The organism is Streptomyces sp. NPDC091280, assembly GCF_044768565.1.
GTDB lineage: Bacteria > Actinomycetota > Actinomycetes > Streptomycetales > Streptomycetaceae > Streptomyces.
Genome location: NZ_JBIVUZ010000014.1, coordinates 157,615 through 183,916 on the forward strand (window position 1 = coordinate 157,615; position 26,302 = coordinate 183,916).

Annotated in this window: 21 protein-coding genes; 7 read left to right on the forward strand and 14 right to left on the reverse strand. The window is 71.2% G+C overall.

The window, feature by feature from the left end; all coding sequences use genetic code 11:
- Positions 1-36 precede the first annotated feature (36 nt).
- Entirely contained in the window at positions 37-1,521 is a 1,485-nt protein-coding gene (locus ACIQPR_RS37030; protein WP_403657711.1) for a hypothetical protein, read from the reverse strand.
- 446 nt (positions 1,522-1,967) lie between these two features.
- Here ACIQPR_RS37030 and ACIQPR_RS37035 point away from each other — a divergent pair, with 446 nt between their 5' ends.
- Positions 1,968-2,633, forward strand: a complete 666-nt coding sequence (locus ACIQPR_RS37035; RefSeq protein ID WP_403657714.1) for a bifunctional DNA primase/polymerase — start codon at positions 1,968-1,970, stop codon at positions 2,631-2,633.
- 90 nt (positions 2,634-2,723) lie between these two features.
- On the opposite strand, the gene ftsY is transcribed toward ACIQPR_RS37035, so the two are convergent.
- Entirely contained in the window at positions 2,724-3,911 is a 1,188-nt protein-coding gene (gene ftsY / locus ACIQPR_RS37040; protein ID WP_403657717.1) for a signal recognition particle-docking protein FtsY, read from the reverse strand.
- Positions 3,912-4,074: 163 nt separating this feature from the next.
- On the opposite strand from ftsY, the gene ACIQPR_RS37045 reads away from it, so the two are divergent.
- Both ACIQPR_RS37045 and ACIQPR_RS37050 read left to right on the forward strand, forming a co-directional pair.
- Positions 4,075-5,046 carry an LLM class flavin-dependent oxidoreductase gene (locus tag ACIQPR_RS37045; RefSeq protein ID WP_403657720.1) on the forward strand — a complete coding sequence of 324 codons (972 nt, stop codon included), beginning with the start codon at positions 4,075-4,077 and terminating at the stop codon, positions 5,044-5,046.
- Between the two features lie 63 nt (positions 5,047-5,109).
- Complete coding sequence (locus ACIQPR_RS37050) at positions 5,110-5,469, forward strand: hypothetical protein (protein ID WP_403657723.1); 360 nt, start codon at positions 5,110-5,112, stop codon at positions 5,467-5,469.
- Positions 5,470-5,618: 149 nt separating this feature from the next.
- On the opposite strand, the gene ACIQPR_RS37055 is transcribed toward ACIQPR_RS37050, so the two are convergent.
- From ACIQPR_RS37055 to ACIQPR_RS37070, 4 genes are all read right to left on the reverse strand, one after another.
- Positions 5,619-7,040, reverse strand: coding sequence for a sugar porter family MFS transporter (locus ACIQPR_RS37055; protein WP_403657726.1), 1,422 nt, complete (start codon positions 7,038-7,040; stop codon positions 5,619-5,621).
- A 176-nt stretch (positions 7,041-7,216) separates the two neighbouring features.
- On the reverse strand, positions 7,217-10,777 hold the full coding sequence (smc, locus tag ACIQPR_RS37060; RefSeq protein WP_403657729.1) for a chromosome segregation protein SMC: 3,561 nt from the start codon (positions 10,775-10,777) through the stop codon (positions 7,217-7,219).
- Positions 10,778-10,993: 216 nt separating this feature from the next.
- Positions 10,994-11,194, reverse strand: coding sequence for a hypothetical protein (locus ACIQPR_RS37065; protein ID WP_019068749.1), 201 nt, complete (start codon positions 11,192-11,194; stop codon positions 10,994-10,996).
- Positions 11,195-11,588: 394 nt separating this feature from the next.
- Complete coding sequence (locus ACIQPR_RS37070; protein WP_403657732.1) at positions 11,589-11,870, reverse strand: acylphosphatase; 282 nt, start codon at positions 11,868-11,870, stop codon at positions 11,589-11,591.
- A 155-nt stretch (positions 11,871-12,025) separates the two neighbouring features.
- On the opposite strand from ACIQPR_RS37070, the gene ACIQPR_RS37075 reads away from it, so the two are divergent.
- Positions 12,026-13,294, forward strand: a complete 1,269-nt coding sequence (locus tag ACIQPR_RS37075) for a CAP domain-containing protein (protein WP_403657734.1) — start codon at positions 12,026-12,028, stop codon at positions 13,292-13,294.
- Positions 13,295-13,391: 97 nt separating this feature from the next.
- The gene (locus ACIQPR_RS37080) at positions 13,392-13,793 is read left to right on the forward strand and encodes a winged helix-turn-helix transcriptional regulator (RefSeq protein ID WP_403657737.1); all 402 of its coding nucleotides are present in this window, start codon (positions 13,392-13,394) and stop codon (positions 13,791-13,793) included.
- 4 nt (positions 13,794-13,797) lie between these two features.
- Here the strand turns inward: ACIQPR_RS37080 and mutM are convergent, their stop codons facing one another.
- The 8 genes from mutM to recG all read right to left on the reverse strand — a co-directional run bounded on the left by mutM (position 13,798) and on the right by recG (position 21,160).
- Complete coding sequence (gene mutM, locus ACIQPR_RS37085) at positions 13,798-14,652, reverse strand: bifunctional DNA-formamidopyrimidine glycosylase/DNA-(apurinic or apyrimidinic site) lyase (RefSeq protein WP_403657740.1); 855 nt, start codon at positions 14,650-14,652, stop codon at positions 13,798-13,800.
- Positions 14,653-14,731: 79 nt separating this feature from the next.
- Positions 14,732-15,574, reverse strand: coding sequence for a ribonuclease III (rnc, locus tag ACIQPR_RS37090; RefSeq protein ID WP_403657743.1), 843 nt, complete (start codon positions 15,572-15,574; stop codon positions 14,732-14,734).
- 20 nt (positions 15,575-15,594) lie between these two features.
- A complete protein-coding gene (gene rpmF, locus ACIQPR_RS37095; protein WP_015657589.1) occupies positions 15,595-15,768 on the reverse strand; it encodes a 50S ribosomal protein L32 in 174 nt (57 codons plus the stop codon).
- A gap of 2 nt (positions 15,769-15,770) precedes the next feature.
- Positions 15,771-16,424, reverse strand: a complete 654-nt coding sequence (locus ACIQPR_RS37100) for a YceD family protein (RefSeq protein WP_403657746.1) — start codon at positions 16,422-16,424, stop codon at positions 15,771-15,773.
- Positions 16,425-16,557: 133 nt separating this feature from the next.
- Positions 16,558-17,640: an ATP synthase F0 subunit B gene (locus ACIQPR_RS37105; protein WP_403657749.1), complete on the reverse strand. Its 1,083-nt coding sequence runs from the start codon at positions 17,638-17,640 to the stop codon at positions 16,558-16,560.
- Positions 17,641-17,739: 99 nt separating this feature from the next.
- A complete protein-coding gene (gene coaD / locus ACIQPR_RS37110; protein ID WP_403658166.1) occupies positions 17,740-18,219 on the reverse strand; it encodes a pantetheine-phosphate adenylyltransferase in 480 nt (159 codons plus the stop codon).
- Between the two features lie 26 nt (positions 18,220-18,245).
- Positions 18,246-18,833 (reverse strand): 16S rRNA (guanine(966)-N(2))-methyltransferase RsmD, encoded by a 588-nt coding sequence (gene rsmD, locus ACIQPR_RS37115; protein WP_403657752.1) that lies wholly within the window; start codon positions 18,831-18,833, stop codon positions 18,246-18,248.
- Positions 18,834-18,940: 107 nt separating this feature from the next.
- Positions 18,941-21,160, reverse strand: coding sequence for an ATP-dependent DNA helicase RecG (recG, locus tag ACIQPR_RS37120; RefSeq protein ID WP_403657755.1), 2,220 nt, complete (start codon positions 21,158-21,160; stop codon positions 18,941-18,943).
- Positions 21,161-21,515: 355 nt separating this feature from the next.
- Between recG and ACIQPR_RS37125 the strand changes: the two genes are divergently transcribed.
- Together ACIQPR_RS37125 and ACIQPR_RS37130 are read left to right on the forward strand one after the other, a co-directional pair.
- Positions 21,516-23,342 carry an HSP90 family protein gene (locus ACIQPR_RS37125; RefSeq protein WP_403657758.1) on the forward strand — a complete coding sequence of 609 codons (1,827 nt, stop codon included), beginning with the start codon at positions 21,516-21,518 and terminating at the stop codon, positions 23,340-23,342.
- A complete protein-coding gene (locus tag ACIQPR_RS37130; protein WP_403657761.1) occupies positions 23,342-26,299 on the forward strand; it encodes a tetratricopeptide repeat protein in 2,958 nt (985 codons plus the stop codon). Before ACIQPR_RS37125 ends, ACIQPR_RS37130 begins: the two co-directional genes overlap by 1 nt.
- Positions 26,300-26,302: the final 3 nt, after the last annotated feature.

Below are 26,302 nucleotides of genomic sequence, written 5' to 3' on the forward strand. Positions count from 1 at the left end.
TTCGGGAAGGCCGGCCGCGGCCGGGGTCCGGGGTGGTCAGACCGCCTCGGCGGTCTCCGGCAGCTCGATGGCGAGCCGGTCGGTGAGATCGATGACCTCGGCCAGCTCGCCGAAGTCGCGGACCGCCGTGTCGATCGTCTTGCGGATACGGGTGTTCACCCGCTCGGAGCGCACCTTCTTCGCGACGGTCATCGCCTCGGCCGCGAGCACCGCGCCCTGCTCCGGCTCCCGCTGCAACAGGTGCACGGTGGCCATCCCGATGAGATTGAGCGCGTACGACCGCTTGTGGTCGTCGTCCTTGGCGAAGAGGTCCACCGCCCGCTGCATGACGGGCTCGGCCAGCGAGGCGTAGGCGGGGCTGCGGCCGGCGACGTAGGCGAGGTCACGGTAGGAGTGCGAGTTCTCGCCGTACAGCTCGGCCTCGGAGAAGAAGCGGATCCAGTCGGGGTCCGGGTCGTCCCACTCGTGCACGTCGGCGAAGGTGTCCTCGGCCATCCGGACGGCCCGCTTGCACTTCCCGGGCTGCCCCATGTTGGCGTAGGCGCGGGCCTCCATCGCATACAGCATCGACTGGGTGCGCGGGCTCGCGCAGTCCCGGCTGCCGTACTGGGCGAGGTGGATCAGCTCCAGCGCGTCGTCGGGCCTGCCCAGGTGGATCATCTGCCGGCTCATGCTGGACAGCACGTACGAGCCGAGCGGCTTGTCGCCCGCCTCCTTCGCCGCGTGCAGGGCGAGGACGAAGTACTTCTGCGCGGTGGGCTGGAGGCCCACGTCGTACGACATCCACCCGGCCAGCTCGGCGAGTTCGGCGGCGACCTTGAACAACTTGCGGGTGGTGGACTCGGGTTGGGGCTCCTGGAGGAGGTCGGTCACCTCGTGCAGCTGGCCCACGACCGCCTTGCGGCGCAGGCCGCCGCCGCACTGGGCGTCCCACTTGCGGAACATCGCCGTGGTGGACTCCAGCAGGTCCAGCTCCGGCCTGGAGAGCCGTCCGCCGTGCCGGGCGGGGCCGACGGGCTCGGGCTCCGGCCGGGGGGCCGCGGTGCCGGGGACCAGCCAGCGCTGCATGGGCTCGATGAGGGTCGGCCCCGCGGACAGGGCCAGCGAGGTTCCGAGGAAGCCGCGCCGCGCCAGCATCAGGTCGCTGCGCGAGAACTCGCTGAGCAGGGCCACTGTCTGCGGGGCCGTCCAGGGCAGGTCGACGCCGGACACGGACGGCGCCTGGCGGGCGGCGCGCAGTCCCAGGTCCTCGACCGAGACGACACAGCCGAAGCGCTCGGAGAACAGCTCCGAGAGGATCCTCGGGATCGGTTCGCGCGGGTTCTCGCCGTCCAGCCAGCGGCGCACGCGCGAGGTGTCCGTGGAGATGTGGTTGGCCCCCAACTGCCGGGCCCTGCGGTTGACTTGGCGCGCCAGCTCGCCCTTGGACCAGCCGCTGCGCACGAACCACGAGCCGAGCAGCTCATTGGGGCGCTTGTCCGTACTGGCCGCGGTCGTCCCGCTTCCGCCGTTGCCGCCCACTGGAACGCCCCCATCCCTGGAACCACTTGTCGCCGCTGTGCGCCAAGCCCTATCAGAATGCCGGTAAATACGGCTTCCCGTCCCGCACTTGTCACCCTTCGAACGAGATGACGAGTTGCCTCCGGCATACCCACGAGTGCATGTGCCCCGGGGGCTTGTGCACTCAAAGTAATCCTACGATCACCCGTCCAGCCACGGCGATCCGGGAAACGCCACCATTCGCCACCCCTTCGAATGAACCTACGGTTGCCTCCGCACGATTCACTTGACATAGGACGGCCGGAGGTGGGCGCAGCGGTGCACGCAGGGGCGCGTACCACTGAACACACCACCCGGGACGCTCCTGAGCGCCGCCTGGATCCTGCGACACCGGGTAGGCGTGGACGCAGAGTGACGATCCGCATCCGTCTCGTAACCACCGGTGCGTCGGACCCGTTGGAGGGGGCATGGGCTTCACGATCGGCAGCAGCCGGGGCATCCGCGACATCCGGTCCGGCACACGCCGCCGCGCCCGCACCTCGGAGTGCACGGCCGTGGCCGAGTTCACCGGGCTGTGGGGCTGGGACGTGGTCGCGGGCGCACGGGCCGCGGGCGGCGCCTGCTCCTGCGGCGACACCACGTGCCGTACGCCGGGCGCGCATCCGCTGGCCTTCGCGCCCGAGGTGCGGGCCGGCGCGACCCTGGACGAAGTCACCGAGGCCTGGGCCGAGTTGCCGGGCGCGTCGGTGATGCTGCCGGTGGGTCGCGCGTTCGACGTGATCGAGGTGGCCGAGCCCGCCGGCCGCCGCGCGCTCGCCCGCCTGGAGCGGATGGGCCTCCCGCTCGGCCCGGTCGCGGCGACCCCCGACCACCGCGCCCAGTTCTTCGTGGCCCCGGGCGCTGCCGCCGAACTCCCCACCCTCCTCTACCGCATGGGCTGGGACGACCCCACCTCGCTCGACCTGCGGGGCCTGGGTCCCGGCAGCCACATCACCGCCCCGCCCTCCGACCGGGGCGGCCTGGGCCCGGTCCGCTGGCTCCGCTCCCCCGCGCTGGACTCGGCGACGAGGCCACCGGCCGCGCGGCTGCTGCTGGGCACGCTGGCGTATGTGGCACACCGGTCGCGCGCCTAGCGGCACAGGTCGTACATGACGAAGTGCCCGTCCCCGACTGCACCTTGGGGGCGGGCACTTCTCGTACCACTTCCGAAAATTCGTAGGTGGTCAGTCTCCGACAAGGGCGTCAACGAACGCCTCCGGCTCGAACGGTGCCAGGTCGTCGGCGCCCTCGCCGAGACCGATCAGCTTGACCGGTACGCCGAGTTCGCGCTGCACCGCGACCACGATGCCGCCCTTGGCCGTGCCGTCCAGCTTGGTCAGCACGATGCCGGTGATGTCGACGACCTCGGCGAACACCCGCGCCTGCACCAGGCCGTTCTGCCCGGTCGTCGCGTCGAGCACGAGCAGCACCTCGTCTAGCGGCGCGTGCTTCTCCACGACCCGCTTGACCTTGCCGAGCTCGTCCATGAGCCCGGTCTTCGTGTGCAGTCGCCCGGCCGTGTCGATGAGGACGACGTCGACCCCCATCTCCTTGCCCTCCTTGACCGCGTCGAACGCGACGGAGGCGGGGTCGCCGGCCTCGGGCCCGCGCACGGTGTGGGCGCCGACCCGCTCGCCCCAGGTCTGGAGCTGATCCGCGGCGGCGGCCCGGAAGGTGTCGGCCGCGCCGAGCACGACGGTCCGGCCGTCGGCGACCAGGACGCGGGCGAGCTTGCCGGTGGTCGTGGTCTTGCCCGTGCCGTTGACCCCGACGACCATCACGATGCCGGGCTTACGGTCCTCGGGCTCGGTCTTCACGGTCCGGTCGACGTCCGTGCCGACCAGCTTGAGCAGTTCCTCGCGGAGCAGCGCGCGCAGTTCCTGCGGGGTCCGGGTGCCGAGCACCTTGACCCGCTCGCGGAGCGCGTCGACGAGTTCCTGGGTCGGTGCGACGCCGACGTCGGCGGTGAGGAGGGTGTCCTCGATCTCCTCCCACGTGTCCTCGTCGAGGTGCTCGCGGGAGAGCAGGGTGAGCAGCCCCTGCCCGAGCGCGTTCTGCGAGCGGGAGAGCCGGGCGCGCAGCCGGACGAGGCGTCCGGCGGTCGGCTCGGGGACCTCCAGTACGGGGGGTTCCTCGACGGCGGCCGGGGCCGAACCGTCCGGAAGATCCACCTCCTCTATCGTCCGGCGCGCTTCGTCGCGCGGCGTCTCGGCCTCGTCGCCGATGTGCGGCTCGGCCGGCGGGGCGGTGATGTCGGGCACGGAGGTGGGCGGCGGGGGCAGCGGCTTCTTGCGCCGGCTGCCGACGACGAGCCCGCCGAGCGCACCGAGCACGACCACGGCGATGACTACAGCAAGGATGACGGTTTCCATAACCCACCCAGTATCAGCCATGGGCCTCGCCGGGGCCCAGCGCGGGCGCGCGGCCGGGTGGTCGCCGTCCCCGCTCCCGGCCCGAACCGTCGCGGTCATGCCCATGGCCATCTGACATACCGTCAGCTAACGTCCCCCACCACACACGGAAGGGGGACCTCCCATGCCCGTCTCGGTCGTCCGCTTCAACCTCGTCGAACCCGGCGCCACCCCCACCTCGCTGAGCGCCCGCTACCGGGCCGCCCTGGAGATGGCCGCGTACGCCGACGAGCACGGGATCACCACCGTGCAGACGGAGGAGCACCACGGCGTCGCCAACAACTGGCTGCCCTCGCCGTTCGCCTTCGCGGGCGCGGTCTTCGGCGCGACCCGGCACATCGCGGTGACCGTCTCGGCGGTCATCGGGCCGCTGCACGACCCGCTCCGGCTGGCCGAAGACATCGCCGTACTGGACCTGTTGAGCGGCGGCCGGCTGGTGACCGTGGCCGGGATCGGCTACCGCCCGGAGGAATACGCCCAGTTCGACGTGGAGTGGAAGCAACGCGGCAGGCTCCAGGACGAGTTGCTGGAGACGGTCCTGAAGGCGTGGTCCGGCGACCCGTTCGAGTACCGGGGCCGTACCGTCCGGGTCACCCCGCGCCCCTTCTCCGATCCGCATCCCCTGCTGCTGGTCGGCGGTTCCTCCAAGGCCGCCGCGCGCCGGGCCGCCCGGCTGGGCCTGCCGTTCTTCCCCAGCGCGCATCTGCCGGACCTGGAGGCGTACTACAAGGACCGGCTCGTCGAGTACGGCACCGAGGGCTGGACCATGATGCCGGGCGCCGAGACACCGCTGCTGCACATCGCGGAGGACCCGGACCGGGCCTGGGCCGAGTACGGCGCGCACTTCCTGCACGAGGCGCGGACCTACGCGTCGTGGCAGTCCGGGGAGATCCGTTCGGCGGTGAAGTCGGGGGCCACGACCGTGGCGGAGCTGCGCGCGGAGGGCGTGTACCGCATCCTCACGCCGGACGAGTGCGTGGCGCTGGGCCTGGACAACCTCGTACTGCATCCGCTGGCGGGCGGGATGCCGGTGGAGGAGGGCTGGCGCAGCCTGCGGCTGTTCGCGGAGGGGGTGCTGCCGAGGCTCGCGGACTGAGCGCGGCGTGACTCTTACCCGTAACCGGTGGACCGGCCGGTCCACCGGTGGTCCACTGCGGTCATGACCTTGGCAGTGGATGTGTTCCTGCGTGACGCGGACGGCCAGTGGACCGTGCTCGACGTTCCGGAGGGGTGCAACGACTCGGCCGGCTTCGAGAACTGGCGCGAGACCGTGTGGGGTTCGCCGGCCGTACGGTCGCTCGGCGCCACGTATCTTCCCGTGCTGGCCACCGGCGACCTGTACGTCGAGGCCTCGGAGGTGCCCGGGTTCCTGCGCGAGGTCGCGCTGCTGCGGGGGCATCTCGACGCCGTCGCCGCGGCGGCCGGGGAGCGGTCCGACCTCGTGGGGAGCCGCCTCGACAACATCGAGTCGGCCGCCCTGCGCGCCCGGGAGATCGGCGGCGGCGTCCTCATCTGGTGAGCTGGGCGCCGTAGGTCGTGTCCGCGAAGTCCCGTCGTTCGCCCGGAGGCAGGCGGGACTTCGCGGACACGGCCCAGGGACGCGAGGGGTTCGGGGAGGCGGGCGGCGGGGGATGGAGCCCGCCTCCCCGGGTCTGTGGGAGGGGGCGGTCAGCCCATGTCCTCCAGCTTCTTGCCCTTCGTCTCCTGCACGAACTTCAGGACGAACGGGATGGAGAGCGCGGCGAAGACCGTGTAGATCACATAGGTCGCGGAGAGGTTCCAGTCGGCCAGCGACGGGAAGCTCGCGGTGATGGCCCAGTTGGCGATCCACTGCGCGGAGGCGGCGACACCGAGGGCGGCGGCGCGGATCCGGTTCGGGAACATCTCGCCGAGGAAGACCCAGACCACGACACCCCAGGACAGGGCGAAGAAGAGGACGAAGACGTGGGCCGCGATCAGCGCGGTCCAGCCCTGCGCGGAGGGCAGCTTTCCGTCGACCAGGTGGTAGGAGAAGGCCCAGGCCTCCAGCGCGAGACCGACGACCATGCCGACCGAGCCGATGAGGGCCAGCGGCTTACGGCCCACACGGTCCACGAAGATCATGGCGATCACGGTGCCGATGATGTTCACGATCGACGTGGTGAAGGAGTAGAAGAACGACTGCGTGGGGTCGACGCCGACCGACTGCCACAGCGTCGAGGAGTAGTAGAACGCGACGTTGATGCCGACGAGCTGCTGGAAGGCCGAGAGGCCGATGCCGACCCAGACGATCGGCTTGAAGAAGAAGCCGCCCCCGCCGAGCAGGTCCTTGAAGGTCGACTTGTGCTCGCTCTTCATCGCGTGCTCGATCTCGGCCACCCGGGCGTCCAGGTCGACGTCGTCGCCCTCGACCTCGCGCAGCACGGTGTGGGCGCGGTCCAGCTTGCCCACCGAGATCAGGAAGCGCGGGGACTCGGGGATCGCGAAGGAGAGCAGGCCGTAGAGGACGGCCGGGATCACCATCACGCCGAGCATGACCTGCCAGGCCTCCAGGCCCATGAGCTGCCCGCGCTGGTCGCCGTCGGCGGCGTTGAGCAGGCCCCAGTTGACCAGCTGCGAGATCGCGATGCCGATGACGATCGCGGCCTGCTGGAAGGAGCCGAGCCGGCCCCGGTAGGCGGGCGGCGAGACCTCGGCGATGTAGGCGGGGCCGATGACGGAGGCCATGCCGATGGCGAAGCCGCCGATGATCCGCCAGAACGCGAGGTCCCAGAGCGCGAAGGGCAGCGCCGAGCCGACGGCGGAGATGGTGAACAGCACGGCGGAGATCTGCATGCAGCGGATACGGCCGATGCGGTCGGCGATGCGGCCGGCGGTCGCGGCACCGATCGCACAGCCGATCAGGGCGATCGCGATGACCTGGGCGAGCGCGGCGGAGCCGATGTCGTAGCGGCTGCGGATCGCCTCGACGGCGCCGTTGATCACGGAGCTGTCGTAGCCGAAGAGGAAGCCGCCCATCGCGGCGGCCGCCGCGATGAAGATGACGTGCCCGAGATGTTCGGGATGAGCCGCCGGGGCTCCTGACTGGGACGCCTGCGTTGTGCCGGTCACGTGTACTCCTCGGGCCACCGGCAACGCTGCCGGGTGGGGGGCGACCCTTCCAGTGGCGCATAGCTCGTGGCCGATCACCACTCGAAGGTACTTGTAACGCACACGAGACTATGCCTTCAAGTTATGAAATCAAAATGATCGACAGCCCGGTTAATTATTGAAGAGTTGAAGCTTGGCTAGCGAAGCCGCTGAGAGATCACCTTGGACACCCCGTCACCCTGCATCGACACGCCGTACAACGCGTCGGCGACCTCCATCGTGCGCTTCTGGTGGGTGATCACGATCAGCTGCGAGGCCTCCTGGAGCTCCTGCATGATCCGGATCAGCCGCTGGAGGTTGGTGTCGTCGAGCGCGGCCTCGACCTCGTCCATCACGTAGAACGGGCTGGGCCGCGCCTTGAAGATCGACACCAGCAGCGCCACGGCGGTCAGGGACCGCTCACCGCCGGAGAGCAGCGAGAGCCGCTTGACCTTCTTGCCGGGCGGACGGGCCTCGACGTCGACACCCGTGGTCAGCATGTTGTCGGGATCGGTCAGGATCAGCCTGCCCTCGCCCCCGGGGAACAGCCGGCTGAAGACGCCCTCGAACTGGAGGGCCGTGTCCCGGTACGCCTCAGTGAAGACCTGCTCGACGCGCTCGTCGACCTCCTTCACCACTTGAAGCAGGTCGGCGCGGGTCTTCTTCAGGTCCTCCAGCTGCTCGCTGAGGAACTTGTGCCGCTCCTCCAGCGCCGCGAACTCCTCCAGCGCGAGCGGGTTGACCTTTCCCAGCTGCTGGTACGCCCGTTCGGCGGACTTGAGCCGCTTCTCCTGCTCGGCCCGGTGGAACGTACGGGGCTGGTTGCGCGGGTCCTCCGGGTCCTCCGGCAGCACCTCGCCCTCGGCGGCGAGCGAGGGCGGCACGAGCTGATGCGGCCCGTACTCCTCGATCAGCCCGGCCGGCTCCACCCCCAGCTCCTCCAGCGCCTTGGTCTCCAGCTGCTCGATCCGCATCCGCTTCTCGGCGCCGAGCACCTCGCCCCGGTGCACCGAGTCGGTCAGCTTGTCGAGCTCGCCCTTGAGGTCACGCCCCTGGTTGCGGGCGGCGGCCAACTCCTGCTCGCGGCGCGCCTTGGCGGCGTCGGCGGCGGTCCGCTCCGCGTCGGCACGGCCCAGCGACACCTCGACATGCGCGAGCAACTGCCGTGCCCCGAAGGCGACCGCCTCCGCCACGGCCGCCTCGTGCCGCAGCCGCGCGAGCCGCTGCTCGGCCCGCGCCCGCGCCTCGCGCTCCGCCCTGGCCCCCCGGTCCAGCGAATCGGCCCGCCCGGCAAGCCCCTTGACCCGCTCCTCGTGCGTACGGACCTGGAGCCGCGCCTCCATCTCGGTCTGCCGGGCGTTGGCGCCGTCGGCGGCCAGCCGGTCCCGCACGGAGGTGTCGGGCTCCTCCTCGACGGGCAACTCCTCGGCCACAGCGAGCCGTTCGGCCAGGATCTCGACCTCTTCCACGGCCTTGTCGAGCGCGTCCTGTGCCCGCGCGGCGGCAGCGGCGGACCGTTCCGCCTCACCTGCGGCCCCCCGCGCCTGCCCGGCGAGCCGCCCCAACTGCTGCGCCACGGCCGACTTCTCGCGCTCGGCCGCACGGCGCCGCTCCCCCAACTCCTCGACCAGCGCGGCACATTCCTTGCGGTGGTCGGCCGCGGACTGCTGCGCCGCGGTCAACTCCTCGCAGCGGACCGCCAGTTCCTCCAGTTCGGCGGCGGCCTCGTCCACGGAGGCCTGCACTTCGAGCAGACTGGGAGCACCGGCCGAACCACCGTGCGCGAAGTGCGCGCCCAGCAGATCCCCTTCGGCCGTGACAGCCGTCAACTCCGGGTGCGTATATACGAGTTGCTCGGCGTCTTCGAGCGTGTCCACTACGACGACGTCGCGCAGGAGGCGACGGACCGCGGGCATCAGCTCGGCGGGGGCGCGCACCAGGTCCGCCGCGAACGGATGCTGCCCCGCGCCCCGTTGAGGCGCCTCGGCGGGCGGAGTGGAATCGGCGGCCAGCAGCAGGGCCGCCCGGCCCCCGTCCTGCTTGCGCAGCAGGCGGATCGCGTCCGCCGCGGCACCCGGCGTCGTCACGGCGATGGCGTCGGCCGCCGCCCCGAAGGCCGCCGCGAGGGCGACCTCGTGGCCCGGGGTCACGGTCAGGAGTTCCGCCGCCGGGCCGAGCAGGCCCGTGAGTCTGTCCCGGGCGCCCAGCAGTATCCCGGTGCCGTCCTTGCGGCGCAGGCCCAGCGCCAGTGCGTCGCGGCGGGCCTGGGTGGCGGCGCGCCGGCGTTCCGCCGCCGTGGACGCCTCGCGGGCGGCGGACTGGGCGGCCTCCGCCTCCGACAGGGCGGCGCGGGCCGCCCGGTGCCGCTCGGAGAGTTCCTCGTCGCCGGCGTCGAGCCCGTCGACCTCGGCCTGGAGCGTCTCGTACTCCTCCTGTGCGGCCGTGGCCCGTTCCTGGGCCTCATCGCGGGCAAGGGCGAGGCGGTCGATCTCGGCCTGGGCGGAGGCGGCGCGCGAACGGGCCGCGTTGACCTGGCCGTTGAGCCGGGCCAGGCCCTCGCGGCGGTCGGCGATGGAGCGGGCCACGTCCTTCAACCGCCGTTCTTCGGCGGTGAGTTCGCGCTCCAGTTCGGAGCGGTGGGCGACCGTGTCCTCCAGGGCGTGTTCGGCCGCCTCAAGGGCCGCTTCGAGCTCGGCCTCCTGCTCGCGGATACGGGCGGCCTCGCGCTCCATGTCCTCGGGGTCACGGCCGCGCCGTTCCTCGGGGGGCGCCGAGGTCGCGCTCTTGACGCGCGCGTCGGCCAGCGAGACCGTGCCGCGCACCCGCTCGGCCAGCTGGGACAGCTCGTACCAGGTCTGCTGGGCGCGCTGGAGACGCGGGGTGAGCTGCCGTACCTCGTCCTCCAGGAGGCCTTCGCGCTGGAGCGCCTTGCGCAGCTCCAGTTCGGCGGCCTCCTTGCGCTCCTTCAGCGCGGCCTCGTCGGCGATCTCGGTGTTCAGCGCCTGGCGCAGTCGTACGAGATCGTCGGCGAGCAGGCGGAGGCGGGCGTCGCGCAGGTCGGCCTGGATGACGGCGGCCCTGCGGGCGACCGCGGCCTGGCGGCCCAGGGGCTTGAGCTGGCGGCGGAGTTCGTCGGTGAGGTCCTGCACGCGGGCGAGGTTGGCCTGCATCGCGTCCAGCTTCCGCAGCGCCTTCTCCTTGCGCTTGCGGTGCTTGAGGACGCCGGCCGCCTCCTCGATGAAGGCGCGGCGGCCCATGGGGTCGGCGTGCAGGACGGAGTCCAGCTGGCCCTGGCCGACGATGACGTGCATCTCGCGGCCGATGCCGGAGTCGGAGAGGAGTTCCTGGATGTCGAGGAGGCGACACGTGTCGCCGTTGATCTGGTACTCGCTGCCGCCGTTGCGGAACATGATCCGCGTGATGGTGACCTCGGCGTACTCGATGGGCAGCGCGCCGTCGGAGTTGTCGATGGTCAGGGACACCTCGGCGCGGCCCAGTGGGGGGCGGCCGGTGGTGCCGGCGAAGATGACGTCCTCCATCTTGCCGCCGCGCAGCGACTTGGCGCCCTGTTCGCCCATGACCCAGCTGAGCGCGTCCACCACATTGGACTTGCCCGAGCCGTTCGGTCCCACGACACACGTGATGCCCGGCTCGAACCGGAGCGTGGTCGCCGAGGCGAACGACTTGAACCCCCGCAGGGTCAGGGCCTTGAGGTGCACGCCGCTGGACTCTACCTTCCGCCGGTCGCTCTCTCCATGAACGTCCGGTTCCCCGCGGTTTCGTCATTGAACGTGCAGGGCACACCAAACGTTAAAGAGGGTGGAGGCCTACGGGGGAAAGAAAGAAGGGACGCCGAAGCGTCCCTTGCAAACTCTGACAACTCAGCGGTTGATACAGGCCGCCCAACCACTGCTTGTCATGATGCGGTGCAGTGATCAGGTGAGCGCGGGCTCCGCCTGGCGTGCGTCGAGCTCAAGAAGCGAATCGTGAGTTGCGGCAGCCGTCAGCGCGTCGTTCTCTTCCTGGATCCGTACGAGTTCGGATTCCAGGTCCTGGACACGCTGCTGGAGCCGTCGCATCTCGGCGAGGAGTCGCGGGTCGGAGCCGCCGACGTAACCGAGAAGCGCCTTTGCCATGATGGATGGTCCTCCACACTGAGTGACCGACCGAAGCGGTGTGGGTCGTGAGGGAATCGCACCCGCGATGCTTGACACACTTCGAGGGTTGCTCTGGCTGTTCTTCCATGCCAAACAGCTAAGGTGCGCGGGGTTTTCAGCGTCTCACCAAAATGTTTGACGGTCAACACGATCACGCCCCGTATTGGCGGGCAACCCGGGGCTGCGCGGCCCTGACCGGGCGGCGCTGCGGCTCCTGCGGGGCCTGACGGGACTGGCGATCATTCTTAGCTGCGGAGCCTGCCAGAGCGAACCGTTCTTGGCAACCACCAGGCGCTTTCCACCTCGGGCAGGTGCGGGCGGCATGTCCCGCCGCTTCCGCCAGGGCCGCTTTACACCTTTTCGGAGAATGTGCTCAGCGGATCGCGAAGCCGTCGTAGCCGCCGCGCGGTGTGTCCCAGATCTCGGTGACGCCGTCCACGCGCCCGGGCGTGTCGTGCCCGCGCAGCCAGTCGAGGAGCCCTTCGCAGCCCTCGCGCGCGCCCTCCGCGACCACTTGCACACGTCCGTCGCCCAAATTGAGAGCAAAACCACTCAGGCCGCCGATCTCCAGGGCCTTGGCACGGGTAAACCACCGAAAACCCACACCTTGCACACGTCCTCGCACCCAGGCGACCAACCGCACATCCTCGCTCATGGCTGCAACCTAACCGGCCAATGTCTCTCCGGACACTTGCTCCCCACCCGCCATGCGGTACCGTCCGCCCCAATGAATCTCATATGAAACTCACTCAATCGAGTGAGCTGGGTCACCGCACGGACGAGTTGACCGCAAGGACGAAAGGCAAGGACATGGGACGCCACCGACGCTCCGCCGCCGGCCGCGCCGCCACGAGCCGCGCCACGGGGGTCACAGAGACGCACGGCTCATACACGAGCGGCTACGACCCGCACGACTCGTACGACTGGAACGACCGCGCCGACGGTTCCGGCTGGAGCGCCGCCGACGGCTCGACCATCGGCATGGCGCCCTATCTGCACCCGGAGGGCCCGGCCGAGTTCCACCCCGGCCGTCAGGCCCAGGACTTCCAGGTGCACACCGAGAGCCAGGTCCGCGTGAACCCCGGCGCCCGGCCGGAGCACGAGGTCCCGCCGAAGTCGGAGGCCCGGCTGCGGGCCGAGAGCCGGCTGCGGTCCGACTCCCGGCTGCGGAGCGAGGCCTATCTCTTCGCCACCGAGGAGGACTACGCCGTGGTCTTCCCCGAGGCCGCGGGGGCCTCCTCCCGTGGTGACGGTTCACGCCCGGGCCGGGGCCGCCGTCGCAAGCGCAAGAGCGTGACGCCGGTCAAGACGGGTCTGATCGGGGTCTCCGCCGCCGTCGCCATCGGCACGGTCGCGGTCGCCACGGGAGCGGTGCCCGGACTGGACAACTACAAGCTCGGCGGCGGTGGCAACAGCGACAAGGTGCAGGCCGCCGGTTCGCCGTCCAACTCGGCGACCGAGCAGGGCGGTACCTCGGGCAGCGCGGAGTCCCGCGACTCCGGCTCGGCCACGAGCCGTGACGCCGACCGCCCGGCCTCGCCGTCGGCGGCCCCGACCAAGTCCGCCACGGCTCCCGCCACCAAGGCCCCGGCGAAGAAGCCGGCGGCCACCCCGACCGAGGAGCCGACGACCTCGACCCCCTCGGCGAAGGCCACCCCGACGCCCACGCAGTCCGCCGACGCCCCGGTCACGGTCTCCGCCCAGGCCGCCGCCGAGGCCGAGGTGCTCAAGCTGGTCAACGAGCAGCGCGCCATCGCCGGATGCAGCCCGGTGGCCGCCAACAGCTCGCTGACCACGCTGGCCGAGAACTTCAGCCAGCAGATGGCCGACGAGGACTTCTTCGACCACACCGACCCCAGCGGGGCCACCCCGTGGGACCGCGCGGAGAAGCTCGGCATCACCAACCTCGGCGGCGAGAACATCGCCCGCGGCCAGGCGGACGCCGCCGCGGTCATGGACGCCTGGATGAACAGCCCCGGCCACAAGGCCAACATCCTGAACTGCGACTTCAAGACCCTGGGTGTCGGTGTGCACTTCGGCACCGGCGGCCCGTGGTGGACGCAGGACTTCGGGTACTAGTCCGACCGACCAGGACTCCGACCGACCCGGACAGGGAGCGCTAACCAACGGTTAGTGCTCCCTTCTGGTTAGCGCTGCGTTCGCGTACGCTGAAGAAATGGACACCACCCAGGAACGTACGGAGGAGCAGAGCTTCCCGTACAGCGTGTTCGCGAGGGCCTGCCCGTCCCGGGTCACCCTGGAGCACGTCACGGGCCGCTGGGGCGGACTCACCCTGTGCGCGCTGCACGAGGGCTCGCTGCGCTTCAACGAGCTGCGGCGGCGCGTGGACGGCGTGAGCGAGAAGATGCTCTCGCAGACCCTGCACGCCCTGGAGCGCGACGGCCTGGTGCACCGCGAGGCCCAGCCGACGAACCCGCCCCGCGTGGACTACGAACTCACCCCGCTCGGACACGGCATCGCCGAACGCCTGATGGGGCTCGTCGACTTCGTGGAGGCCCGCATGGACGAGGTGATGACGGCCCGTACGCGCTACGACGAGACGCGCGCCGGCCTCTAGACGCCTAACCGCGCGGTACCCGCTGGCACTTGGGGCAGAAGTAGCTCGACCGGTTCATCCACGCCTCGCGCTTCATCGGCGTACCGCAGCGCCGGCACGGCAGGCCCTCGCGGCCGTAGGCGTCGAGCGAGCGGTCGAAGTAGCCCGACTCCCCGTTCACGTTGACGTACAGGCTGTCGAAGCTGGTGCCGCCCACCGAGAGGGCCGCGTTCATCACGTCCCGTGCGTGGCCCAGGAGTTCGGCGGTGCGCGGGCGGGTGAAGGTCGCGGTCGGGCGTTCGTAGTGGACGCGGGCCCGCCAAAGGGCCTCGTCCGCGTAGATGTTGCCGACTCCGCTGATCAACGACTGGTCCAGCAGGGCCCGTTTGATGGTCGTGCGCTTGCGGCGCAGCGCCTGGTGGAACAACTCGTCGTCGAACAAGGGGTCCAGGGGGTCGCGCGCGATGTGCCCGATGACGTCCGGCAGCCCGTCCGGGGTGGTGTCGTGCAACGACAGCCCGCCGAAGGTGCGTTGGTCGACGAAGCGGAGTTCGGTGCCGAGCGAGTCGGCGAACCGGACCCGGATGCGCAGGTGCTTCTCGTCGGGGAACTCGTGCCGCTGGACCAGGAGTTGACCGCTCATCCCGAGGTGGGCCAGCACCGCCTGGTGGGTGTCCTCCAGCGGCAGCCACAGGTACTTGCCGCGCCGGCTCGGGGTGCCGACGCGATGGCCCTTGAGCCGGTGCGCGAAGTCGTCGGCGCCGGCGACATGGCGGCGTACCGCACGCGGGTGCAGGACCTCGGCGTCGGCCACGGTGCGCTGGGCCACCCACCGCTCCAGACCGCGCCGGACGACCTCGACCTCGGGCAACTCGGGCATGGCATCCCCTGCTGGTCACGGGTGAACGGTCCGAGCGCCCGCCCCACTCGGGGACGGGCGCTCGGTTCGTGCTGTCAGGTCAGGCGGAGGCCGACGACGGGTCGGCGCTCTCCTCGGCAGGCTGCCCGGCGGCCTCGACGACGACCTCGGCGGGCTGTTCGGCCGCCTCCTTCGCCTTCTTGGCGCGCTCGTCCGCGTCGGCCCGGATGGACCGCCAGGCGGACTCGGCGGCCTGCTGCTCCGCCTCCTTCTTGCTGCGGCCGGTGCCGGTGCCGTACGAGACGCCTCCGACGCGGGCGGCAGCAGTGAAGGTCTTCTCGTGATCGGGACCGGTCTCCGTGACCAGGTACTCGGGGACACCGAGCCCCTCGGTCGCGGTGAGCTCCTGGAGGCTGGTCTTCCAGTCCAGGCCGGCACCGAGGTTCGAGGACTTCTCGATCAGCGGGTCGAACAGGCGGTGCACCAGTTCGGAGGCCGCGTCGAGGCCCTGGTCGAGATAGACCGCGCCGATCACCGCTTCCAGGGTGTCGGCGAGGATGGACGCCTTGTCCCGGCCGCCCGTGCCCTCTTCGCCCCGGCCGAGCCGGATGAAGGAGCCGAGTTCCAGGCCGCGACCGACCTCCGCCAGCGCACGAGAGTTGACCACCGCGGCCCGCAGCTTGGCCAGTTGGCCTTCGGGCAGGTCGGGGTGGGTGGTGTACAGCGTGTCCGTGACGACGAGGCCGAGCACGGAGTCCCCGAGGAACTCCAGCCGCTCGTTCGTCGGCAGACCGCCGTTCTCGTAGGCGTACGAACGGTGGGTCAGCGCACGCACCAGAAGGGCGGACTCAAGGTGATACCCGAGCCGCCCTTCCAACAGCGTGTGGGACGAGGCCGTGTCCGCCTGCTTCTTGGCGACTGAGTCCGCCTTGACGTCAGACATGGAGCCTCTCACCCGGCCGCTCAGACCTCTAGGACCTGGCGCTTGTTGTAAGTGCCGCAAGACGGGCACGCGATGTGCTGCTGCTTGGGCTCGTGGCAGCGCTCGCACGCAACCAGGGGGGTGACCGCAGCCTTCCACTGCGACCGGCGGTGGCGCGTGTTGCTGCGCGACATCTTCCGCTTCGGAACAGCCACGGCTACTTCTCCTGCTTCTCGTTGGCGCGCGCCGGTCGGGGCGCTTCGCCACTGATCTCGTCCTTCTCGCCGTCTTCGAGTGAACCGGCGAGTCCCTGCAGTGCCGCCCAACGGATGTCGACGGCGTCGTGATGGTGGTCCGGGTCGTCCGCGAGCCGCGCTCCGCACTCGGAGCACAGGCCCGGACAGTCGTCCTGGCACACCGGCTGCATCGGCAGTGCGAGCACCACCGCATCGCGCAGCACGGATTCGAGGTCGAACAGGCCGTCCTCGACGAAGAGCCTGTCCTCGTCTTCCTCGGCGTCGTCGGCCGGTTCCGCTTTCACACGGCCACGGTCGTCGGCGTCAGGGTACGAGAACATCTCCTGGAATTCCGCTTCGAGCGACAGCTCAAGCGGCTCCAGACACCTTACGCACTCCCCCTTGGCCTGTGCACGGGCGGTGCCTGTGACAAGCACCCCTTCCATGACCGACTCAAGGCGGAGGTCGAGCTTCACCGGGGCGCCTTCCGGCACTCCGATGACTCCCTGGATCCCGAGATCCTTGGGAGCGTCGATCGAACGGGTCAGGCGCTGGAGCGCACCAGGACGCCGGCCCAGCTCGTGAGTGTCGAACACGAGAGGGTTGCGGTGGTCGAGGCGGGCGTTCAGAGCCATTCCTGTCTTTCGGTCTGCCGAGCTCAAGGAGCGCTGCCCTTCGGTGCTTCCGGGCAGCGTTGATCGCGGAGGTACACGCGACCGAAGAGCCAGGATACTGGACCTTTCGCTCACGGCCCAATCCGGTGGTCCCTTACAGGCCCCGGCCCTGCTCGTACGCCCGCAGCTGCTCGGCGCTGATCATGCCGGTGTCGAAGAGGCTGGTCTCGTCGAGGGCGTAGCCCTGCTGCCCCTGCGGGTCCAGCTGCTGGGCCTGCTGCACCTGGTTCGGGTCGTACACGGGCTGCTGGCCGGTGTCGTAGCCCTGGTAGGCGTAGGGGTCGGCCTGCTGGTACCCGTAGGAGTCCTGCTGCTGGGGCTGGGCGTACTGCTGCTGGTAGCCGTACTGGTCCTGCTGCTGGCCGGTCTGCTGGTAGTCGTAGGCCGCCTGCGGGGCGTAGTCCTGCTGTTCGGGCTGGAGCGGGGTGCTGGAGACCGGGGTGTCCGTGACCGTCGCGAGGTCGGCGAGGTAGTCGGCGTCGCTGGTGTGCTGGACCTGGCCGCCTTCGGCGTCGAAGGCGAGGGCGCCGAGGTCGTCGCTGGCGATCCGGCCGTGCAGCTTCTGCCGGCCCTTGCCGACGGCTTCCAGGGTCTTGGCGAGGACCGCCTCGAAGGCGCCGAGCTTGACGTCGACGTACGCGTCGGCGTCGCGGCGCAGGGTCTCGGGGTCGTGGCTGCGCTCGGGGGCGTCGTCGTCCTCGGGGTTCTCGTATCCCAGGTCGTCGATGCCCGGGCCCGTGCCGAGCAGCTTCTCGCGGCCCCGGCCGACCGAGCCGAGGGTCTTGGTGAGGACGACCTCGAAGTTGGCGAGCTTGGAGTCGACGTAGTCGTCGGCCTCCGCGCGGACCTCCTCGGCCTCCTGGCGGGCCTCGGCGAGGATGCGGTCCGCCTCGTTCTGCGAGCGGCGGGCGATCTCGGTGTCGGAGATCAGCGAGCCGCGCTCGGCGTGCGCGGTCTGGATGATCCGCTCGGCCTCCTGGCGGGCCTGCTCGACCATCTCGTGCCGGCCGCCGATCAGCTCCTGCGCCTCGGCCAGCGAGTCCGGCAGCGCCGCGCGCACCTCTTCGAGCATGGCGAGCAGCTCGGCGCGGTTGACCACGCAGGAGGCCGACATGGGCATGGACCGGGCGCTGGAGACCGAGGCGACGATCTCGTCGAGCTTCTTCTGCACGTCCACCGTGTGCTCGCCACTCTCTACCGACGTGTTGGAGACGGACGGGTCGACTGTACGACCACTCCTGTCCCGCCCGACACCGGGTGACGCACAGTCAGTCCCTCAGGCCTTGCCGATCCGGCCCTTGAGCGCGTCCAGGACCACCGGCGGCACCAGGTGGGAGATGTCGCCGCCCCAGGTCGCGACCTCCTTGACCAGCGAGGACGACAGGAAGCTGTAGGTGGGGCTGGTCGGGATGAACAGGGTTTCGACGCCCGAGAGTCCGTTGTTCATCTGGGCCATCTGCAACTCGTAGTCGAAGTCGCTGACGGCCCGCAGGCCCTTGACGATGGCGGGGATGTCGCGCTGCTTGCAGTAGTCGACGAGGAGGCCGTGGTAGGCCTCGACCTGGACGTTGCCGAACTCGGCGGTGACCTCGCGGATCAGTTCGATCCGCTCCTCGACGGTGAACAGGCCCTTCTTCGACTGGTTGATCATCACGACGACGTGCACGACGTCGTACAGCCGGGAGGCACGGGCGATGATGTCGAGGTGGCCATTGGTGATGGGGTCGAAGGACCCCGGACAAACAGCGCGGCGCACTTGATTTCCCTCGCTCTCCGGTCCGGTCATCGTGCGTCTTCGCACGTAGAGGCGGCGCGACCGTACCAAAAGGTCCCCTCGCCGTAGCGACGGGCCCGGATCCCCTCGAAACCGTCCGGCCACCCGAATTCGCCGCCTCTGGTGCTGCGCTCCACGGTGACGAGCGCGTCCGGCGCGAGCCAGCCCCCCGACCGGAGTGTGAGGAGAATCTCCCGAAGATCGTGATCTGCGACAACATACGGCGGATCGAGGAAGACGATGTCGTACGGGTCGTCCGGCGCCGGTGTCCGGACGACCTGTTCGGCTCTGCCCGCCCTGACCTCGGCGCCGGGGAGGCCGACGGCCTTGACGTTCTCCCTGATGACCCGGGCGGCCTTCGCGTCCGCCTCCACGAGGAGGGTGTGGCCGGCTCCCCGGGACAGGGCCTCCAGGCCTACGGCGCCGGAGCCGGCGTAGAGGTCGAGGACCCGTTCGCCGTGCAGCGGGGCGCCGAGGAGGGACTGCCAGGTGGAGAAGAGGCCCTCGCGTGCGCGGTCGGAGGTGGGGCGGGTGCTGGTCCCTGCGGGGACGGCGAGTCGACGTCCGCCGGCTTCGCCGGCGATCACGCGGGTCATGTTCGGTCCTTGCTCGTGGGCGTCTTCAGGTATCAGTGTGGCTGGTCGCGCCCGCGCGGCGGTAGCCGCATACGGAGGACGGCCCCGCGCCCCTGGGTGGGCTCCCCTCAGCCCTTTTCCAAGTACTGCTCTCTCTCGTCGTCCAGCAGCGCGTCCAGGGCCGTACGCAGGCCAGGGAGGCGCTCCAGCTCGGGATCCGCGGCCACCACCGCCGTCGCCTCCTCCCGTGCCTCCGCGATGACCTCCTCGTCCTCGATGACGGACAGCACCCGCAGGGAGGTGCGGGCGCCGGACTGGGCCTGGCCCAGCACATCGCCCTCCCTGCGCTGCTCCAGGTCGATGCGGGAGAGTTCGAAGCCGTCGAGGGTGGAGGCGACGGAGTTGAGGCGCTGGCGGGCCGGGCTGGCCTCGGGCATCTCGGAGACCAGGAGGCAGAGGCCGGGCGCGGAGCCACGGCCCACCCGGCCGCGGAGCTGGTGGAGCTGGGAGACCCCGAAGCGGTCGGCGTCCATGATCACCATGGCGGTGGCGTTGGGGACGTTGACGCCGACCTCGATGACCGTGGTGGCGACCAGGACGTCCGCGTCGCCCGCGGCGAAGCGGCGCATCACGGCGTCCTTGTCGTCGGGGTGCATCCGGCCGTGCAGCACCTCGATCCTGAGCCCCTGGAGGGGGCCCTCGGCGAGCTGGGCGGCGATGTCGAGGACGGCGAGCGGCGGGCGCTTCTCGGCCTCGTCCTCGGCGGACTTCTTCCTGCCGCCCTTCTTGGGGTCGTCCTCCTCGTCGCCGATCCGGGGGCAGACGACGTAGGCCTGGTGGCCGTTGCCGACCTCCTCGCGCACGCGTTCCCAGGCGCGGGCCAGGAAGTGGGGTTTGTCGGCGGCGGGGACGACATGGCTGGCGATGGGTGAGCGGCCGGCCGGGAGCTGGTCGAGGACCGAGGTCTCCAGGTCGCCGAAGACCGTCATAGCGACCGTGCGCGGGATGGGGGTGGCGGTCATGACGAGGAGGTGCGGGGGCTGTTTGCCCTTGCCGCGCAGGGCGTCGCGCTGTTCGACGCCGAAGCGGTGCTGTTCGTCGACCACGACCAGGCCCAGGTCGTGGAACTGCACCTTGTCCTCGATCAGCGCGTGGGTGCCGATCACGATCCCGGCCTCACCGGTGACGAGGTCCAGGAGTGCCTGTCGCCGGGCCGCCGTCCCCATCGAGCCGGTGAGCAGCGTGACCTTGGTGGCCCGCTCGGCCCCGCCGAGCATCCCGCCCTCGGCCAGCCCGCCCATCATCTCGGTGATGGAACGGTGGTGCTGCTGGGCGAGCACTTCGGTGGGCGCGAGCATCGCGGCCTGGCCGCCCGCGTCGACGACGGCGATCATCGCGCGGAGGGCGACCAGTGTCTTCCCGCTGCCCACCTCCCCCTGCAACAACCGGTGCATCGGATGCTCGGTGGCCAGGTCGTCGAAGATCTCCTTGGAGACCTTCAGCTGGCCGTCCGTGAGGGTGAACGGGAGACGGTCGTCGAAGGCCGTGAGGAGGCCGTCGGGGGCGGGGACGCGGGCGGCGGCCGGGAGTTGGGCGTCGGTGTGGCGGCGGCGGGCCAGGGCGACCTGGAGGACGAAGGCCTCGTCCCACTTGAGGCGGTCCCGGGCGGCGGCGATGTCCGCCTTGGTGTGCGGGCGGTGGATCTTGAGGAGGGCTTCCGGGAGGGAGACCAGGCCGCGGCCCTCGCGGAGGGACTCCGGGAGGGGGTCGACGGCCTCCTGGGCGCTGGGCAGGGCGGTCTGGAGGGCCTTGCCGATCTTCCAGGACTCCAGTTTGGCGGTGGCGGGATAGATGGGGATCAGGGTGCCCGCCCAGGTCTCGACCGTCTCCTCGGCGTCGCCCTTCAGCAACTCGTACGCCGGATGCGCGAGTTGCAGCCGGCGGTTGAAGACGGAGACCTTGCCGGCGAACATCGCGCGGGTGCCCGGCAGGAGTTCCTTGTGGGGTTTGTGAACTCCCGAGCCGAAGAAGACGAGTTGGAGCCGGCCGCTGCCGTCCGTGATCGTGACTTCGAGTCGCTGCCCCTTGCCCCGGGGGGCCTTGCTGGAGGCGAAGGTGTGCAGCCGGGCGTCGGCGACCTGGGCGACCACGGTGACGTGCTCGTCCATCGGCAGGTCGGCGAGGTGCGTGAGCTGGCCGCGCTCCTCGTATCTGCGCGGGTAGTGGTGCAGCAGGTCGCCCACGGTGTGCAGGCCGAGGTGCTCGGCCATCACCTTCGCGGTGGCGGGGCCGAGCACTGATTTCAGTGGCTGGTTCAGCGGTTCTTCCAGTGCGGGCACGAGATCCATTGCACACCACGCCACTGACAATCCCGTATACGTCTCGCGAAACCCCTGGTCAGGCGGGTCGTTCGGGCTCTAGGATGGCGCGCTCCGGCCATCCCCCCGCGGTCACCGCCAGGGGGTGTCCCGTGGATCGGGCCGGCTCCGCGCGACGGCGCCTGGTCAATCAGGGTGAGCGGGGTCCGGTGCGTGCAGCTGCAAGGCGGAGGAGGGAGTCGACGCGGAGCGTCGGCGACCGACGACAACGCCGCAGCTGGGCGTGCCGGACCCCGCGACCCCGGCACGATCCACGGGAGACCCCCTGTCAGGGACCGCCCGACCCCGCGCCGTTCGCACCTCCCCCCACCCCGGCGCTGCGACGATGGATTCCCAGACCTCACAGTCATCCCAGGCATCACAGTCACCTCACACGTTCCAGGTCGACCTGCGCGGTCTGGTGGACCTGCTCTCCCATCACCTCTACTCAAGCCCCAAGGTCTATCTGCGCGAACTGCTGCAGAACGCGGTGGACGCGATCACCGCCCGCCGGGCCGAGCAGCCCGACTCCCCCGCTCTGGTGCGGCTCTACGCCGACGGGGGCACCCTGCGCGTCGAGGACTCCGGTGTCGGGCTCACCGAGGCGGACGTGCACAGCCTCCTGGCGACGATCGGCCGCAGCTCCAAGCGCGGTGACGGACTCCAGGAGGTCCGCTCGGAGTTCCTCGGGCAGTTCGGCATCGGGCTGCTGGCCTGTTTCGTGGTCGCCGAGCGGATCCGGGTCGTCAGCCGCAGCGCCCGGACGCCGGACGCACCGCCCGTGGAGTGGACGGCGACCGACGACGGCTCGTACACCGTGCGCACGCTGCCCGCGGCCGAGCACCCCGAACCGGGCACCACCGTCCACCTGGTGGCGCGCGCCGGGGCCGGCGAGTGGCTGGCCAAGGAGCGGGTGCTCGCGCTGGCGCGGGACTTCGGGGCGCTGCTCCCGTACGACGTGCGGGTGGACGGTGAGGCGATCACCGAGCTGCCCGCGCCCTGGGACCGGTCGTATCCGGGTCCGGGCGCCCGGCGCGTGGCGCTGGCCCGGCACTGCCACGAGCTGTTCGGGTTCACGCCGTTGGACTCGATCGACCTGTCCGTGCCGCTCGCCGGGATCCGCGGGGTCGCCTATGTGCTGCCGTCCGCGGTGAGCCCGGCGCAGCGGGCCACGCACCGGGTGCATCTCAAGGGGATGCTGCTGACCGAGCGGGCCGAACAGCTGCTGCCCGACTGGGCGTTCTTCGTGCGCTGTGTGCTGGACACGGACAGTCTGCGGCCCACGGCCTCGCGCGAGTCGCTGTACGAGGACGAGACGCTGGCGGCCGTGCGGGAGGCGCTGGGGGAAAGGATTCGCTCCTGGCTGACCGGGCTCGCGGCGGGCGATCCGGAGCGGCTGGCCGCGTTCCTGTCGGTGCATCACCTGGGAGTGAAGTCCCTGGCGCGGCACGACCCGGAGATGCTGCGCACGATGCTGCCGTGGCTCCCCTTCGAGACGACGGACGGGCGGGTCTCCCTGGAGGAGTTCGCACAGCGGCACCCGGTGGTGCACTTCACGCGGACCGTGGAGGAGTACCGGCAGGTCGCGCCGATCGCGTCCGCGCAGGGCATCGGCGTGGTCAACGGCGGTTACACCTACGACGGCGAGCTGGTCGAGGCGCTGCCGTCGGTGCGCCCGGGGACGGTGGTCGCCGAGCTGGACTCGGACACCGTGACCGCGCACCTGGACTCGGTCGATCCGGCCGAGGAGCTGGCGCTGGCGGAGTTCCTGGCCGCCGCGCGGGCCAAGCTGGACCCCCTGGGGTGTGATGTGGTCCTGCGGGCGTTCCATCCGCTGTCGGTGCCCGCGCTGCACCTGGACGACCGGTCGGCCCGGCACGAGCAGGCCCGCGCGGAGGCCGAGGAGCAGGCCGACGACCTGTGGGCGGGCATCCTGGGCTCGCTGCGGGGCAGCGCGCCCCGGGCACGGCTGGTGCTCAACCATCTCAACCCGCTGATCCGGCGGATCAGTTCGCTCAAGGACCGGGACCTGATCGGGACGGCCACGGAGTCGCTCTACGGGCAGGCACTCCTGATGGCGCAGCGACCACTGCGCCCCGCCGATTCGGCACTGCTGAACCGGGCGTTCATCGGCCTCCTGGAGTGGGCCACTCACGGGGAGGGCGACCACTGATGACAGGGATCACGGACTTCGACGCGCTGCGCCGGGCAATGGCCGAGAACTCCGAGGAGCCGGAGGGACCGGCCCGCAACGCGCGCGCGGAGCAACTGCTCGCCGAGGCCGAGAAACTGGACGTCCCGCTCGCGGTGATCGAGGCGCTCGGGCACCAGCTGAAGGTCTACAACTACAGCTCCGAGAAGGACAAGATGTTCGTCCCCTTCGCGCGTCTGCTGCGCATGTGGGACGAACGGCCCGAGGACTTCGACGAGTACGAGGTCCACTCGCTGCACTGGGTCTTCAAGTGGGTGTCCTCCGGGATGCTCGGCCAGCCGCACATCCCGCTCGCGTCGATCGAGAAGTGGCTCGCCGAGATGGAGCACCGCTACCGGCTGGCCGGGCACTCCGAACGGGCGGTGCGCAGCGCCGAGTTCAGCGTCGCCTCGCACGTCGGGGACCTGGCGCGGGCCGAGCGGGCGTACACGGCGTGGCTGGCCGCCGACCGGGACACCATGGCCGACTGCCACGCGTGCGAGCTGCACAGCCAGGGCGAGTGGCAGGTCGAGCGGGGCCGGGACGCCGAGGCCCTCGACCTGTGGGGCCCGGTCCTGGAGGGCGAGTTCACCTGCGCCCACGAGCCGCACACCGTCCTGGCGTCCTCCCTGGCGCCGCTGCTGCGCCTGGGGCGGACCGACGAGGCACGCGCCCACCATCTGCGGGGCTTCCGGCTCGTACGGCCCATGGAGAGCATGCGGGGCGCCTACGCGGACCATGTGGAGTTCTGCGCGCTGAGCGGGAACGAGGCCCGCGGGCTGGAGCTGCTGGCGGAGCGTCCGGCGTATTTCACGGACTCCGGGAACCCGCGCAGCGGGCTGGAGTTCCTGTCCGCGGTGGCGCTGCTGATGGACCGGCTGACCGGGCTGGGGCTGGGCGACCAGCGGGTGCCGGGACCGGCCGGCCGGTCCTGGACGGCGCGTGAACTCGCCGTCCACGCGCGCGTGGAGACCCTCGCGCTGGCCGCCCGCTTCGACGAGCGCAACGGCACGACCCACATCGGCGACCGGGCACGCGCGCGGATGGATCAGCTTCCCCTGGTGGAACGGCTCCCCCTGGGAGTGCGTTCGGCGGCCCGGCCGGCCGCGGCACCGGTGACCGTCCCCGCCGCCGCCCCGGAGACGGCCCCGGAGAAGGACCTCGCCGCGCTGCTCGCGGAGGCGCGGCGGCTGTCGGACACCCTGCGACCGCACGCCGTGGAGGCCTGGCTGGCGGTCGCCCGGGCCTCCGAGGGCGTCGAGCTGGCCGCCCTGGACCGCGCCGAGATCGCCGACCACCAGGCGATGGACCGGGGCCCCGAGGGCGTCGCCCTGTTCGAGCGCGCCGCCGAGCTGTACGCGGAGGCGGGCGACCCCGGTGAGGCGTGCGCCGCACGCGCGCGTGCGGCCTACGTCCGCGCTCTCGCGGGCGACGTCGACGAGGCCCTCGCGGCGGTCACCGGGCCCTACGACGAGGTGCTCGCGCTGTACGCCGAGGACGCCACGGGCGTACGGCAGACGGCGGGCGTGCTGATGAGCCGGGCGCGCGTCCTGATGCGGGGCGTGCAGGAGGACCCCTCGGGCGAGTCCCCCGACGGCGCGGTCCTGGCCGCCGCCGAGGCCGCCGTCCGCGAGGTGCTGGCCCTGGTCGAGGGACAGCGCCCCCCGGGTGGCGAGGCCGATGTCCGGCTGGCCGCGCGGGCCGCCGAGGGACAGGCGATGCTGGCCGAACTCGCCCTGCGGCGCGGCGACATGGAGACGGCCGTACGGCTGTTCGCCAGGGCCTCGGCGGCCTTCGTGGCGGCCGGACTGCCGTGGTTCGCGGTGGAGTACGAGGCCCGGTCGGCCGGGCTCGCCCATCACCTCGGCGACATCGCGGAGGCGGAGCGGGCACTGCGGGCCGCCCTGGAGCACGGCGGGCCGTATCTGGAGGCGCCCGGGCGGGCGCAGCTGCATCTCCAGCTCGCCGAGGTGCTCGGCGGCCGGGGCCGGTCCCAGGAGGCGGCGGAACACGCCCTGGAGGCCGCGCACTGGTCCGACGAGGCGGGCGAGGGCCCGACGCTGGGTGCCTGGGCCCGGCATCAGCTGGGCGGCTTCCTGCTGCGCCAGGGCCGGTGGGCCGAGGCCGCCGAGGTGCTGGAGTCGGCGCTGCCGGACCTGAGCGCCGAGACGCACGGCGACGGCGCGGTCGTCCAGGCGAAGTGGTGGCTCGGGGACTGTCTGAGCGAGCTGGGCGAGCACCGGGCGGCGGCCGAACGGCGGTTGCAGGCGGCCGAGATCGCCCGGCACTGGCCCGAGCAGCACGACCACGCGACGCTGGCCCACCTCGCCGCCGAGTCCCTGGGCCAAGCAGGGCTGCACACCGAGGCGGATCAGGCGTACACGCGCGCGGGCGACCTGTGGCGGTCCCTGGGGAACGTGCACGGGCTGGTGCGGTCGCTGCGCGCCCGCGCGTGGCTGGCGCTGCGCGCGGAGCCCGCGGACCGGGGCACGGACGGCGCGCGGGAGTTGATGTCGGCCGCGATCGAGGAGTGCGAGGCGGCGCTGCTGGTGACGGACGACGAGGAGGCGCGGCAGCGGCTCACCGGTGAACTCGGCCACACGCACCGGCAGTTCGGCGAGCTGCTGGCCCGGTCGGTCGCCGAGGAGGCCGAGGACAGCGCGATCCAGGGCGCGTTCGAGGACGCCCTGACGCAGACCGCGGAGGCCGTCGCCGTGTTCGCCGCCCTCGGGGACGGCGCCGTGCACACCCGTACCGCCGCCGAACTCGCCGCGGGCTGGCTGGAGGCGGACCTCAGCCGTCCCGCCGACGCGGCCACCCGCGCGCGTGGCGTGCTGAAGGCCTACGAGGGTGCCGACGACGGCGACGAGACGGTACGGTCCCGTCGCGCCGAGGCGCGGCAGCTGCTCCAGCTGATGGAGGAGCAGACCGGCGAGTAGCCC

Bases quoted from the DNA above. Each gene is read 5' to 3' on its own strand.
- mutM (WP_403657740.1), bottom strand. From the start codon at position 14,652: ATGCCCGAGTTGCCCGAGGTCGAGGTCGTCCGGCGCGGTCTGGAGCGG.
- ACIQPR_RS37075 (WP_403657734.1), top strand. From the start codon at position 12,026: ATGGGACGCCACCGACGCTCCGCCGCCGGCCGCGCCGCCACGAGCCGC.
- ACIQPR_RS37045 (WP_403657720.1), top strand. From the start codon at position 4,075: ATGCCCGTCTCGGTCGTCCGCTTCAACCTCGTCGAACCCGGCGCCACC.
- ACIQPR_RS37130 (WP_403657761.1), top strand. From the start codon at position 23,342: ATGACAGGGATCACGGACTTCGACGCGCTGCGCCGGGCAATGGCCGAG.
- ACIQPR_RS37100 (WP_403657746.1), bottom strand. From the start codon at position 16,424: ATGGCTCTGAACGCCCGCCTCGACCACCGCAACCCTCTCGTGTTCGAC.
- ACIQPR_RS37050 (WP_403657723.1), top strand. From the start codon at position 5,110: ATGACCTTGGCAGTGGATGTGTTCCTGCGTGACGCGGACGGCCAGTGG.
- ACIQPR_RS37125 (WP_403657758.1), top strand. From the start codon at position 21,516: ATGGATTCCCAGACCTCACAGTCATCCCAGGCATCACAGTCACCTCAC.
- ACIQPR_RS37065 (WP_019068749.1), bottom strand. From the start codon at position 11,194: ATGGCAAAGGCGCTTCTCGGTTACGTCGGCGGCTCCGACCCGCGACTC.
- ACIQPR_RS37080 (WP_403657737.1), top strand. From the start codon at position 13,392: ATGGACACCACCCAGGAACGTACGGAGGAGCAGAGCTTCCCGTACAGC.
- ACIQPR_RS37035 (WP_403657714.1), top strand. From the start codon at position 1,968: ATGGGCTTCACGATCGGCAGCAGCCGGGGCATCCGCGACATCCGGTCC.
- ftsY (WP_403657717.1), bottom strand. From the start codon at position 3,911: ATGGAAACCGTCATCCTTGCTGTAGTCATCGCCGTGGTCGTGCTCGGT.
- ACIQPR_RS37070 (WP_403657732.1), bottom strand. From the start codon at position 11,870: ATGAGCGAGGATGTGCGGTTGGTCGCCTGGGTGCGAGGACGTGTGCAA.
- rnc (WP_403657743.1), bottom strand. From the start codon at position 15,574: ATGTCTGACGTCAAGGCGGACTCAGTCGCCAAGAAGCAGGCGGACACG.
- rsmD (WP_403657752.1), bottom strand. From the start codon at position 18,833: ATGACCCGCGTGATCGCCGGCGAAGCCGGCGGACGTCGACTCGCCGTC.
- recG (WP_403657755.1), bottom strand. From the start codon at position 21,160: ATGGATCTCGTGCCCGCACTGGAAGAACCGCTGAACCAGCCACTGAAA.